General features: G+C 40.5%; 9 protein-coding genes. 1 reads left to right on the top strand and 8 read right to left on the bottom strand.

The genetic code is table 11. The features are described 5' to 3' along the window. Positions 1-58: 58 nt before the first annotated feature. From GQR52_RS02220 to GQR52_RS02195, 6 genes are all read right to left on the bottom strand, one after another. Complete coding sequence (locus tag GQR52_RS02220; RefSeq protein WP_024589750.1) at positions 59-721, bottom strand: peroxiredoxin-like family protein; 663 nt, start codon at positions 719-721, stop codon at positions 59-61. 79 nt (positions 722-800) lie between these two features. Next, positions 801-1,535: an SIMPL domain-containing protein gene (locus GQR52_RS02215; protein ID WP_165727301.1), complete on the bottom strand. Its 735-nt coding sequence runs from the start codon at positions 1,533-1,535 to the stop codon at positions 801-803. Between the two features lie 138 nt (positions 1,536-1,673). Further along, entirely contained in the window at positions 1,674-2,297 is a 624-nt protein-coding gene (locus GQR52_RS02210) for a 3'-5' exonuclease (protein ID WP_165727300.1), read from the bottom strand. A gap of 15 nt (positions 2,298-2,312) precedes the next feature. Beyond that, positions 2,313-4,151, bottom strand: coding sequence for a DUF294 nucleotidyltransferase-like domain-containing protein (locus GQR52_RS02205; RefSeq protein ID WP_165727299.1), 1,839 nt, complete (start codon positions 4,149-4,151; stop codon positions 2,313-2,315). A 125-nt stretch (positions 4,152-4,276) separates the two neighbouring features. Next, complete coding sequence (locus GQR52_RS02200; protein ID WP_007587184.1) at positions 4,277-6,001, bottom strand: sodium:solute symporter family protein; 1,725 nt, start codon at positions 5,999-6,001, stop codon at positions 4,277-4,279. A 10-nt stretch (positions 6,002-6,011) separates the two neighbouring features. Continuing rightward, positions 6,012-6,275 (bottom strand): DUF4212 domain-containing protein, encoded by a 264-nt coding sequence (locus tag GQR52_RS02195; protein WP_007377498.1) that lies wholly within the window; start codon positions 6,273-6,275, stop codon positions 6,012-6,014. A gap of 414 nt (positions 6,276-6,689) precedes the next feature. Here GQR52_RS02195 and GQR52_RS02190 point away from each other — a divergent pair, with 414 nt between their 5' ends. Then, complete coding sequence (locus GQR52_RS02190) at positions 6,690-10,130, top strand: PAS-domain containing protein (RefSeq protein WP_165727298.1); 3,441 nt, start codon at positions 6,690-6,692, stop codon at positions 10,128-10,130. A gap of 117 nt (positions 10,131-10,247) precedes the next feature. Here the strand turns inward: GQR52_RS02190 and GQR52_RS02185 are convergent, their stop codons facing one another. Together GQR52_RS02185 and GQR52_RS02180 are read right to left on the bottom strand one after the other, a co-directional pair. After that, positions 10,248-12,893 (bottom strand): DUF2339 domain-containing protein, encoded by a 2,646-nt coding sequence (locus GQR52_RS02185; RefSeq protein ID WP_165727297.1) that lies wholly within the window; start codon positions 12,891-12,893, stop codon positions 10,248-10,250. A 126-nt stretch (positions 12,894-13,019) separates the two neighbouring features. Next, positions 13,020-14,381, bottom strand: a complete 1,362-nt coding sequence (locus GQR52_RS02180; protein WP_165727296.1) for a hypothetical protein — start codon at positions 14,379-14,381, stop codon at positions 13,020-13,022. Positions 14,382-14,424: the final 43 nt, after the last annotated feature.

Raw genomic sequence — 14,424 nt, 5'->3', positions numbered from 1 at the left:
TTAAAGAGCTTACGCATTGCAAGCTCTTCGATGGTTCTGACTTTTTAAATTAAGTTTTTTATACTAAATTTTTCAATGCGTTAATTATATCTTCTGGCTCAGAACGAGTACGATAATCAACATCAACATAACGCCAAGTCACTTTACCTTGTTTATCTAAAACAAAGGTGGCAGGGATCGGTAAAACACTACTATTGCCATTGTTAACCGACTCTAAATCTAGGCCTCGGTCTACTCGCATATGCTCTAGTAAAAATGTGGGTACTTGCCATGCTACGCCGTAGCTTGCTGCTACATCGGCATTTTGATCACTCAGCACTAAAAAATCCATTTTACTTATTTCATCATCACTAAGTGAGCCATCGGGTACTTGCGGGCTAATAGCCACCAATTGTGCGCCTAATGCGTGAATTTCAGGTAAACGTGCTTGAAGCGCTTTGAGCTGTAAATTGCAGTACGGACACCAACTTCCACGATAAAAAGTAACAACCACAGGTCCTTTAGCAAGTAACTCGGTTAACTGCACCGATTGACCATGTTGATTTGGTAACTCAAAACTTGGTGCGCTTTGGTTTAAATCAAGTGCATTAGCACCTTGCTGAAACGCTTTTGCTTGTGCAATCGTTTCATCAACACCTTTCATGAAATCAGGATTACCTTTTCGCCCTGCGGCTATTTTTGCCTCAGTTTGTGCTTTTAACGTGTTATTTTCATCGCTCATAATATGGCTACCTTCAAATTAATCAAAAACTTAAAGCCAGCTTACATTATGAAAATGTATTTGAAATGAAAATTTTAACTTATTCATTTACTTCTAAATCAAACACCACGTTTATTGATGATTTAAATGTAATAGTTTCTTGCAGGTATCTACCTTGCTCAAATGGATTTCTAGTAACTTTAGAACCGGTTACAACTATTCTCTCAAAATTATCTGCGCCATAACCATAACTTGAACGGTTATAATTTGAATTAATGCTGTAAATTTTTCCAAGCTCTGCGCCAAATGCTTTAGCAAGCTTACCCCCTTTAACTATAGCGTTATCTATTGCGCCTTGTGTTGCTTCAGCTTCTAACTGCGCGGCTTTTGAAGACATAAGCTCAATATTCGTCAGTTCATTAATTTTTACACTTAATGCAAAATCGATAAAATCATTCAACTTTTCAATATTTCTTAATGTTACTTTAAGTGTTCTTGTTGCTACATATCCTGCATTAATTGCTGTACCGCTCTCGACATTAAACTTGTCGTCATCATTGTAAGTTAACAGGCTTGTAGCAGAAACATCCGTCTCCTTAACACCGTACTTGCTTAATCCTTTAAGTAACAAATTTACTCGATCATCAACATCACGTTTAGCATCAAGTGATTTGTCTTTAAAGCTTATTACTTCAAAAGAAATCTTAGCCATATCGGGCTTTGCTAATACCTCTGCAGTACCCTGCACTGCAATATGGCGATTAGCAGGCAAGCTTGAATTAGCAAAAGTGATAAGTGGGAATAAGGTTAAGAAAATAGTAGTGATGAGTTTCATGTTCGTTCCTTGAAGTAATTAGTAAATAATGATTACGTAACTGTACCTATAGTTATACGGATAACAATAAAAGTAAACTGCTCTTTATTGTAGGCGGGAGTTTATCTCGCGCGGCATAAAGCCCCGCCTACAGCCAACCTACGTCAACTCGCCTACTTTTAACTCTTTGCCTCGGCTTATTTGATGGCACTGGGCTAGCAGTAACTCGGCGGTGGCTTGTGCATCGGTCAGTGCATGATGGCAATGATAGCTTGGTAACTCATAACGTGTGCGGCAAGCATTAAGGGTTAAATCATCTTGTTTTATTTCAGTTGAATGATGCAGTAAGCGCTTTTGTTCAATATGGAGTGTGTCGATTATGAGTTTAGGACGTATAGTTATATTGGCATTTTTAAGCGCTATTTTTAAAAACCCCCAATCGAGCATGGCATTATGAAACACTAAAATACAGTCGCTAAAATGGCAGCTCAATTGCGTTAATATACTGCACAAGCTCTGTCCTTTTGTTATAGCATCATCGCTAATCCCATGAAAAACAGGACTTTGCTCAAGGCTTTTTACGTCTTTATTTATAAGGTGCTGCGACTCGCTCATTTTTATACATTGGTTATCTATTATCACCCACGCTACCGATACAATTTCGTGCTGTTTTGCATCAAGCCCAGTGAGCTCTAAATCAATCACCAAATAACGTTGTTGTAAGGCATTTTTACCGAGTAATTTACGGCGCTTTAAATACCGAGTGAGCAGCTTTTTTACCATGTTAGTAATCCATCGTTATAAACTGCCGCGAGCAAACTTAAACGCGGCGGCTTGCTGCGCTTGTTTAACAAGGTAAAACGCTTCTTTTAGTTGATGGCGCTCTAGTGAGTTTAATTTATTAGGATTAATACAATTACTCGGTAAGCCCTCTTCGTTTATTTGTGTACTCAAGCGAAGCTGCGTTAAGAACCGCCAGCAGTCTTTTAGGTTGTATATATCTTCTTTGCTGATCAGTTTATGTTTTAGTAGTGCGTCCAACCGCTCTTGCGTGTTGGCGCGCCTAATACCCGCTTTTAAAGCGTATAACCGCACTATGTCATTTATAATTACGACGCCGCGTTTTTTTAAATCTATGTATTTATTATTTTGATCTGTTTTTTCGGTTTTAAATTTATTAAATAAACCAATTGGCACGCTGTTGCTGCTTATGTCGGTTGCCATTGCGGCATAGAATAAGTCGTTACGCGATATACGAATTAGTTGCTCGCAAAAAGCCGTGTATAAAGCGTTTGAACCTTCAATAAATCGCAGGTCAAAAAATATCTTACAGTTAAGCATTGCATTGGGTGTGGGGCTTTTTATCCATTTAAAAAAGCGCTCGCTCCAGTCGTTTACGCTCATACGGCACTCATCGCTGCTTGCCATAATATTACCTGGGCAACGCCTAATGCCGCACTCAACTAAGTTTTCACATACAAACTCTCCCATGCTTTTAAAGTAAGCGTGTTGCTCGGTGGTTAAGTCGTTAGGGAGTAATAAGCCGTTGTCTTGATCTGAATGCAGGGTTTGTTCTTCGCGTGCTTGCGAGCCAAAGCAAATAAAACTAAAGCTGGTTGGCGCTGCGCCATGCTCTTCTTGAAATAAGTGAATAAGGCGCGATGTAAGCGCATCGGTTAAACCACTGAGTAATTTACCAATTAGCGATATGTCGTCAATGTTGTACGAAAAACCACGCAAAAGTTCGGGAATTTCTTTAGCGTAGCGTTTTAAATCAGTAACAGTATGCGCTTTATATATGCGCCCAATAAGCTGTACGGGGTCGCTTTTTTGTTGGCGCAGTAAATCGGTGCTGGTTATCATCCCTATAGGGTTATGGTTTTCGTCAAGCACGGGCAAATGATGAATATTGTATTTAAGCATTAAGTGCAGCGCCGAAAACACCCTGTTATTTTCAAATATAAACTTAGGTTTGGCGGTCATAATACTGCTTACTGCGTCTTGTGGATCTACCTCGTCGGCAAGTACTCGGTTTCGTAAATCGCGGTCGGTTACCACCCCGACTAAGTGCGCGTGCTGCGTTATCATTATTGACGATACGCCATGCTCTTTCATTTTTTTAGCGCTTTGCCTAATACTTGCATCGGGCGAAAGCGTAATGGCGGTGCGGGTCATCAGCTCTGATATTTTACGTTCAGACCAACTATCGTTTTTACTTTTATAATGCGATGACAGCAACCGGTTAGCATGAGCGCGTACAAAGTATTGCTCAAACGATTTATATTCTCTGCGTAAAAAATCAAAGTGCGTTTGAGAGAGCATATACACTATGCCCTCTTTTTGTACTTCCAACCTATTTTGAATTGCCTCACCGGTTAACAGCGACGGAAAACCAAAATAGTCACCTTGCGCTAAGCGTGTAACAACATCACCCTTACCATCAACTAGGTCATACAAACCAGAGCGAATTAAAAACAGTTTAGGGTTTTCACTTTGTAACCACTGAGTTTGGTTTTCGCGGGTGAGGTAAATAATATCAAGATGATTTACAAAATATTCGCATGCGCTGCTATCAAGCATAGTAAAAGGCGCTTGCAAACAAACGTATTGGGCTATTTCTTGTTGTTCTACACTCATTGTATTCGCTCTTTAAATGGTGATGTACCAATCTAATGTACTTATTTATTAAACAAATAAAAAGCCCGACTAAAGTCGGGCTTTTGGTGCTTTATGTTTTCTAAACTATATCTATAAATTATAGCCTAGTGGTCGTGTGCTTCTGCAGACCCTTTTGGGTTACGAATGCTTTCAACCATTTCTTGAATTTCAACCGGTGTAGGTTTAGTAAACTTAAGAACAATTGCAGCAACTGCAAAGTTAATAATCATACCAATTAAGCCAATACCTTCAGGCGAAATACCTAAGAACCAGTTTTCAGGGCTGTTTAGCTCTGGGCTAACAAACTTGAAGAAGATGATATACGCAGCGGTAAAGCCAATACCCGTTACCATGCCTGCAATGGCGCCTTCGCGGTTCATTGTTTTAGAGAATATACCCATAATAATTGCTGGGAAGAAACTCGCTGCCGCCAAGCCGAATGCAAATGCCACTACCGATGCCACAAACCCAGGCGGGTTAATACCAAAGTACGCGGAGATAACAATAGCGACCATGGCTGCCAACCTCGCTGCAAGTAACTCTTGCTTGTCGGTAATATCGGGCTTGAGAGTTCGCTTGAGTAAATCGTGCGAAACGGAGGTCGAAATAACCAGTAGTAAACCTGCTGTTGTAGAAAGTGCAGCGGCAATACCACCAGCAGCTACAAGTGCGATTACCCATGCTGGTAAGTTAGCAATCTCTGGATTTGCTAATACCATAATGTCGCGGTCTACGTTTACTTCGTTAGCACTGTTCGGATCGGTGATTTTACCCGCCGTGTAGAACATTTTGCCATCGCCGTTTTTATCATCAAATGTAATTAAACCTGTGCGTTCCCAGTTTTTAATCCATCCAGGTGCTTCTGCGTAAGCTGTACCGCTACCGTCTTTACCATTAATAGTATCAACCATGTTTACTCGAGCAAAGGCTGCAACCGCAGGTGCTGTAGTATAAACAATCGCGATGAACACAAGTGTCCATGCTGCAGAAATACGCGTGTCTTTTACGCGAGGTACAGTGAAAAAGCGAACAATTACATGTGGTAAACCAGCAGTACCTACCATTAACGCGCCAGTAATAGCGAACACGTCAATCATGCTCTTAGAGCCTTCGGTATATTGCGCAAAACCAAGTTCAGCGCTTAAGCCGTCTAGTTTATCAAGTACGTACACGCCATCGCTGCCAATTAATGTGGCACCAAAACCGGTTTGTGGGAAGAAATGACCCGTCATCATCATCGAGATAAAAATGGCTGGTACAAGGTAGGCAAATACAAGTACACAATACTGCGCTACTTGTGTGTAGGTAATGCCTTTCATGCCGCCAAGTACCGCATAAAAGAATACAATCACCATACCAATGTAAACACCGGTTTCAATTTCTACTTCTAAAAAGCGTGAAAATACGACGCCTACGCCACGCATTTGCCCTGCAATGTAAGTAAAACAAATGAATATGGCACATACAATTGCCACTAAACGCGCGGTGCGTGAGTAGTAACGGTCGCCAATAAAGTCTGGCACAGTAAACTTGCCGAATTTACGTAAGTAAGGCGCTAAACACATGGCTAATAGTACATAACCACCTGTCCACCCCATTAAGTAAACGCTGCCATCGTAACCTGCAAACGAAATAATACCCGCCATTGAAATAAACGACGCGGCGCTCATCCAATCGGCAGCCGTTGCCATACCATTAGCAAGAGGAGGTACGCCGCCGCCTGCTACATAAAACTCTTTAGTTGAACCCGCACGGGCCCAAATTGCTATGCCGATATAAAGCGCAAAGCTTAAACCAACAATTATAAACGTGAGTGTTTGAACATCCATTGCTTAGCTCCTATTCGTCTACGCCGTATTTTTTATCTAACGTATTCATTTTGAAAACGTACACAAAAATCAAAGCAACAAAGGTATAAATCGCGCCTTGCTGGGCGAACCAGAAGCCAAGTTTAAACCCAAAAAAACGCACTTCATTAAGTACATCAACCAGTAATATGCCAAAGCCGAAAGACACGATAAACCACACTGCTAATAGTTTAAATAACAGCGAAATGTTTTCTGCCCAATAAGCTTTTGCTTGTTCTTCATCTTTAAAAGCCATTTTTGTTTTCCCCTTTAAGCACCGCAATATCGCGATGAGTGGTTTTTTATCTTCGCTTACCAATTTAGCAACGCTGGTTACATATTGAATTGAGACCATAGTCGTAACAGCTTGTTAACGTTTACGTAAACTGTATTTATCATTCAAACGTATTTTATACATTTTCATTTTATTTCAATTGGTTAGCTTAATTTTTTGAATTGGCTTTACTATTAAATTGGTAAGTTGTTTATTAATGCGACATTAGTCTAATGCTTGAGATGATTTTATTTTTGTTATTAATATTCAATAAGATAGAAATAAAATGAAAGTTTTATTTTAAATTCAAGCCTCACACTTAACCTCAGTTCTGGTATTGTGTTAATCCCTCATAGGGTTGAGGGACTATTTAAAATAATAAGGTTTAATAACAACATGACTGCCGTACTCATTATTGTTGCTTTAAGTTATATAGGTGTGCTGTTTTGGCTCGCCAATTGGGGCGATAAAACAACCCCTTTGGCGAAGCGTATTAGCCATCACCCTTTTGTGTATTCACTCTCACTTGGGATTTACTGTACCTCTTGGACTTACTACGGCTCAGTGGGTACAGCCGCCACCAGCAGCTGGAGTTATTTGCCAATATTATTGGGCCCTGCGCTGCTGTTTTTATTCGGCCAAGGGTTTTTACGTAAGCTGGTACTGGTAAGCAAAAAACAAAACATAACGACTATTGCTGACTTTATTTCAGCTCGTTACGGCAAACGCCAAACTACCGCTATTATGGTTACTGTAATCGCCTTACTGGCGACTATTCCCTACATTGCACTGCAATTAAAAGCGCTTAGTACCAGCTTTTTACTTTTGCAAAACAGTAATAAAATATCAGGCGATATGCTCGCGCTTTCTGCCACATTAATTATGGCCTTATTTGCAATATTTTTTGGTACCCGCAAAGTTGACGTAACAGAGTATCGCTCTGGGTTAATGCTTGCTGTCGCGTTTGAATCGATGATTAAACTTATTGCACTTATTGCTGTAGCAGGCCTTGCTGTTTACACCTTATTTAATATGCCAGAGCCTACTTCAAATAAAGTAACCGAGTCGATTTGGGCCCATTGGAGCGACTTTAACTTCTTTAGCTTTAACTTTATTGGCCAGTCTTTAATGGCTGCGGCCGCTATTATATGTTTACCACGCCAGTTTCATGTAACCGTGGTCGACAATCAAAACAAACGCCACTTACTTACCGCTCGCTGGGCTTTCCCGCTGTATTTACTATTAACTGCCGCAATGATTTTACCTATTGCGACTGCGGCAATTCATCCTGAAATTGGCAGCGGCTATTCACCCGACAGCTTTGTACTTGCCCTACCGTTAATTAACGACAACGCCTTTTTAACTACCTTTGTATTTATAGGTGGTTTATCGGCCGCCACCGCAATGATAGTGGTAGCAACGCTTACATTAAGCACGATGATTTCAAACGATGTGGTATTACCCCTAATGCTACGTCGTAAATTTAAACGCAACTTAATTACTACCAGTTATAAGTCTCGAATTTTACTTGTAAGGCGCTTTGCTATTGCAGGCATATTAATTTTGGCCTATTTCTATCAACAATGGTTTGGCCATAGCAGCGCGCTGGCAAGTATGGGCTTAGTTGCTTTTTCACTTGTTACTCAATTATTACCCGCTATTGTGGGCGGTTTATACTGGCGAAAAGGCCATGCTTATGGGGTTTATGCAGGTTTAGTAGCGGGCTTTATTTGCTGGGTACTATTTTTAATGCTGCCAATACTCGATGCCGGAGCAACGCTTGATAGCGAGCTACAACAAACGCTTATAACGCGTGGAACCTTGATAGCTTTGTTTGCCAATATTGGGTGTTATATTAGTTTTTCACTTGGGGCTGAGGAGCGCTTAATTGATAAGATTCAGGCAGCTGCTTTTGTTAACCCTAAAGATCAGGCTATTTTATCAAGGCGCTTAAATAAAGACGTAAAAGCCACTGTTTACGACTTTAAAATACTACTACAAACCTTTTTAGGTATTCAGCGCAGCCAACAAGTATTGGCGCATTACGCACTCGCCCATCACTTAAGCGATAACAACGCACACCCAGAGCCTGAATTTATAGCCTACTGCGAACGCGCGTTAACAGGCGTGCTGGGCGCATCTTCCGCACAAGCATTAATACATACGGTATCGTCGGGTAAGCGTATGGCGTTTGAAGAAGTTGTAAACTTTTTTGACGAAACCACACAAGCGTTGCAATTTAATCAAAATCTGTTATTTACCTCACTCGAAAATTTAAGCCATGGTATTTCAGTTGTCGATAAAGATTTAAAGCTAGTAGCTTGGAATAAACGCTACAGCGAAATGTTTGGCTATCCTGAAGGATTTTTAGAAGTAGGCCAACCCATAGAAGATATTATTAGATACAACGCTAACCGTGGTGAATGTGGCCCTGGCGAAATAGAACGCCAAGTAGAAAAACGTGTGCAGCATTTAAAATACGGCAGCTCGCATCACTTTATTCGCCACCGTCGTAATGGCCAAGTATACGAAATGATTGGTAATCCGCTGCCCGATGGTGGATTTGTTACCAGCTTTTCGGATATTACCAATCACATAAGTACGCAAAATGCGCTTGAAGAAGTAAACATGGATCTTGAAAACCGCATAGAAGCGCGAACTCAAGAAGTGCAAACCATTAATAGAGACTTACAAGCTCAAATAGATAGCCGTGTACAAACCGAGCAAGCACTTACTTTAGCCAAACGAGAAGCAGAGCAAGCCAACGACAGTAAAACGCGCTTTCTAGCACTGGCGAGCCACGACATTTTACAGCCGTTAAACGCAGCACGTTTATACCTTGCTGCCATTGACGAAAAGCAACTCGACAGCACTAACCAAAACAGCTTTGAAAAATTAGGCGACAGTCTCGATTCAACCGTGCATTTAATGTCGGCACTACTTGAAATAGCCAAGCTAGAACAAGGCGCTATGACCCCAACCCCTCGCCACTTTTATATTGAAGATATTTTAGCGCCATTGCAAAGTGAGTACGCTATTTTATCAAGTGATAAAGGCCTTAAGCTTAGTGTGCGTTCACACCAGCAAATTGTGCACAGCGATATAACCTATTTGCGCCGAATTATTCAAAACTTGGTCTCTAATGCAGTTAAATACACCGATAATGGCCGTGTATTAATTGCCTGTAGGAACCGAAAGCACAATTTACGAATAGAAGTATGGGATACAGGCCCTGGTATTAGCGAAGTAGAGCAAGCAAAAATATTTAACGACTTTTACCGTGTTGAGTCGGGCGATAACAAAGGCGTAGGCTTAGGCTTAGGTGTTGTAAAACGTATGGCTGATTTATTAAGTTTGCCGCTTGATGTGCATTCTGAGCCTAATAAAGGTAGCCGTTTTAGTATTGAAGTACCTTATGGAGACGAGCAGTTTGTACAACAAAAAAGTACGACAAACAGCTTAATAGAAAACCGTGCAGCAATTAATATTGTTGCTGTAGACGACGACCCTGAAAACCTAGCTGCAATGGCAAGCTTACTTAAAAAGTGGCAAGCTAATTACACACTGTTTGATAATGTAAATAATGTACTGGCGCACGCTAAAGAAAACGGTGCACCCGATGTTATTTTAATGGACTATCAATTAGGTAGTGACTGCGATGGCATAACGCTAATTAAAACCCTGCGCGAAATTTGGCAAAGCCAAGTACCCGCTATTTTAATTACCGCAGTACGCGACACCGAGCTTAAACAAGAAACCAAAGCCGCTAATATTCATTATTTAAGTAAACCAATTAAACCGGGCAAACTAAAGGCACTGCTTAATCACAGTACATAGTCATCTAGTTAAAAGTATTCTAGTAAAAAGTGCTCTAGTTAAAAGCTATCAAGTAATAGCGTAAAACAAAAAGCCCAGTACCTTCACTGGGCTTTGCTTTATAAAGTATTCATAAAGTTAAACTGGATTTACTCGGCTTCTAAGCTTTTGGAACAACCAACTTAACCCCACCAACGAAAGCCCTAATCCAATAAACGAAAGCGCTTTAAGTAAGCCCTCCAAGTTAGCCATATCAATTAAAAACACTTTAACAATAACTGCAGCTAGTAAGCCTAAGCCTACTTTTTGTATTAATAATTGATTTTTTAAATGACCAAAAATAACAGTACCCGCACCCAATACTAACCAAATAATAGAGTAGCTATAGAGCTCTGCATTGCTCGCCCCTTTTGATAAGTAAATATAAGGCCCTTGCCAGTATTGGCGAATAAAGCTGTTTATTGCCAATAATATAAACCCACCTGCAACGGCCAATATAAATGGCGTAGCTTTAGCGTTTATTGGTTTTACAAGCTTGGCCAGCCAAAGCGTTAATCCTGCAGGTACTAACCACAATAGTAATAACCAGTTAAATATTGGCAGCTCACCTATGTAAAGTGATTCAAATAATGGGTTGTCGTCAAGCAGTGTTTTAATAGCAAAAAGCCCTGCTAACCCTACAAGTGCAAAGCCCGCCACTTGGTATAACTTAGCTAAAGTACCGGCAAGTTTTGCTCTGTGTAAATACACACACCCTAATGCCAGCCAGTTACAGGTAAGGAGTATTTGTTCGTAAAAGTTAAGTGAATCAAATTGCGGATAATGCCCTACTAACTGATAACTTGTTTCGGTTGTAATAAAAAGCGCTAAACAATGAAGGGCTGCACCTTCCAGCCATATTTTAAGTTTTGATGAGTCAAAGCACTTAGCTGCGGCAAAAAATAACGCGATACATAACGGATAAACCACAATACTCCAATGCAAACCAAATACCGTAAGTGCATCGTAACTTGGCGTCCAAGGTGAAAGCGTTAAGCGCAGTAATAACACAGCAACCAAGGCTTTTATAGGCCAATGCGGCATAGGCACGTTATAGCGCTTAATAAGTACGCTTATAAGTAACACTTGCACAGCAAGAGCAATGGTTAAGCCGCTGTCACTTAGTAGCATGGTAATTGCTAACGTAATATTGGCATTAGCCCCTACCCAGTAGGTAAAACGCTGAAAAAGCGTTGTATTATGCTGCGCACACTTTATTAAAATAGCCGCCACTACAAACAATACAACGGCCCAAAGTGGATATGCAGTACTTAACGCAGAATTAGGAATAAGCGTATATAAAGTCGCTATCATTACAAATAAACTAAATGCCCCCGTAATATGAAACGCTAAACGCTTAATCTGTTTTTTACCGTAATAAAGCCCAAAAGTGGTAAGTAACAATCCGAGTAATAAACCCAAACCGTATTCATTTTTGAATATAAAGAGCGCATCATCAAATAGGTTTGGCGAAAGGTGCGTGCGCTCAGCACTTATAACCAATAGCGCTGCACTTGCTAATGCTACTGCTTGCCAAATATCCCAGCGGCTATTTTTAAGGACTAAAAATAATATTAGTACAATACTCAACACACCGATTGTTTGCCACTGCATATCAAAGTGACTTATTAGCATGGTAAATAATAAGGGCGCTATAAAGGCGAGTAATAATGCATGATCTGGTAGCACTTTAATTAAACGTTTTAAACTGTGCGGGCGATGTTCAATAACATTCAGTTTTAGACCTAAGCGCGGTATAGCAATTAACCCAATAATACTCAGTAGAGCAAACGTTCCCATTAACCAAACGGTATTAACTTTAAGTAGCGTAAAACCAACTAAATACCAGCCAATGTGCCCAGCCCATAGTAAATACCATAGCCAAATACGTTGTACTTTATGTGCAACTAACGCGGCTGACAAACTTACAAAGCCAACATACATAAATAATGCAAACAAGTTACCACTGCCAGTGCTAACCCATATTGGTACACTATAAGCGCCAATAATACCTAGTACAGCCAATAATGGGCCGAGCCTAAGCGCCATTGCACTTGCGCTAATTGCAATAGCTGCCAGTGCAAAAAATGCCACGGTAGAGCTAAGCATATCGTAGCTACTGTAAGCTAAAAGCGTTAAAGCAAAACAGGTAATAAACCCGCCGCTTGCAAGCGCTGCGGGTATGTAATTATTAAAGCCTTCAAATACAATGCGTTTATGGTGTAAATAAGCCGCGGCTGCAATTAGGCCAAGCCCAAATAAGCCGCCTAAACTCAGCCTCATTACAGGCGATAGTAACCCCGCTTCTAGGCTATATTTAGCTAAAAATATGCCCCCAAACGCAAGCGCTATTGCGCCTATCCAGGTCATCCAGTTCTCTTCAAACCCTGCACGTAATTTATTAAATAGTAATTCTATGGCTGATGCTTCAGCTGGTTTGGCTTTTTTAGGAGGCGCTGATGGCTGATTTATTACAGGTGGCGACAAGTTTTGGGACGTTAAGTTTGGCTGTGCTTTATGAGCAATAGGCTCTGATCTTGAAAGCGCTGCCTGAGCCGTAGATGCTTCACTTTGAGGTTCTCTTTGCGATATCGATTTATGTGTTTGTAGATGTGTTATTTTGGCTCTTAAAACAGCCACTTCTTGTTTTAATCCATTTAACTGCACTAGCGCTATTAAGCCGCAAATAGCACCGGCAACTACAACCAGTATTACTATGACGGCTAACCCAACTAAATCATCCATGGCACACTCTTATTAATTATTATGCCCTGAGTGTACCTAATTATTAATGAGTAGGTAAATTTTGTTCAATAAAAAAGCCTAAGTACTTAAAGTGCTTAGGCTTTATGCTACTTAATATGTTTAGATTTACTCAACACTATCGGTAATAGTGCGCTCTAGGGTCATTTTATAACCTGAGCTTGTTGTTTCATCATGCTCTAAAATCAATATGTAGTTACCCTCTTGTGTAAAGTCCATATCGCTTTGCTGAATAAGCACAATTTGCTGGCCATTATCTTCATATACAACATAAACCGTGTAAATTTCGTTATCTACAACCTGCTCTTCTTGGTCATACTTATCTAGGCCATCGACTACGTTACTGGTGTCGTCTACCGTTTCGCCGTTAAGTGTAAAGTACACATCTACATCTGAAACCGATTGCCCTGCGTAGCTTTCAATTAGGTTTACAACCGATACCGTATGGCTGTAACTACTTGGTGTTAGGTTTTCTTCAACGCTCAACATACGTAAACCGTTATCAACGTCGTTATAAAAAATACCCACCGCACTTTGCTCACGCTCTAGCGTCATTAAAAAGTTATCAGCTAGTTTTGTACCTTCTTCGTCGTACATCGCTACGCTGTAACTATTAGGCGAAAGTTCAACATAATCGGTATAAGAGTCACTAGCGACTATATTTGTTGTGTTTACAGTTGTACCGCGTGTAGCAGAAAAGCTCACTGGCGAGTAGTCATCAACCGTATTTATAAAACGTAATTGCCCCAGGGCAGATTGATGTTTAAGCTCAGTAACGTAGTTGTTATCGGTTACTACATCAAGCGTAATACCGCCTTCTTCTGTAGCGTAACTTGGGCGGATCATTGCTACATAGCTTGCTTCGTCGTATAAATAAACAGATGACGACTCGTACACAACATCACTGCTGCCCGCTTCGGTTATGTAAATAGTGTAATAACCTTCATCAACGCTTTGCAGATCTAACTCACTTAAATATTGAGCCGATGAAAAAAGTGTCGCGCTTTCAAATACGCCATCATCAGTTGCTAAGTAAATATCGTAGTTAGTATCCTCCCCTGCAATATTATAAAACCCTAAGTTAAACTCACCCGTATCGCTTGTAATAGGTACGCTAAGCTCTGTAAATGTAGGCTCATCAAAATTGCCGCTCATTACTACTAACTGTGTTTTGTCACCTTTAATAGAAATTTCTTGGTCGCTAATTGTTATATAGCTGTCGTTAGCATCTAGGTACTCAAAACTTACATCATAAGTGCCTGTGCTGTAGTTATGGCGAGTAGTTACATCGGCAAAATCAGCGCCTGAACGTTCTGTTTCTTCAACAAATAGACGTGTGTATGGGCTGTTATACGAGCCATTATACATTTGAATGTAGCCTGTTGAGCTTGAGCTATCATCAGAGCCACAGCCCGACAAAACAGTAATTAGAGTTAAGGGTAATGCAGCTTTTAAAAGGGAGTTGGTCATTAAGGTTATTCCTTATTATTAATATCCCCATTATGACCCAAAC

It is taken from the genome of Pseudoalteromonas sp. 31A1 (assembly GCF_011378815.1).
Lineage (GTDB): Bacteria > Pseudomonadota > Gammaproteobacteria > Enterobacterales > Alteromonadaceae > Pseudoalteromonas > Pseudoalteromonas arctica.
This window is presented reverse-complemented; position numbering and strand designations above follow the sequence as displayed.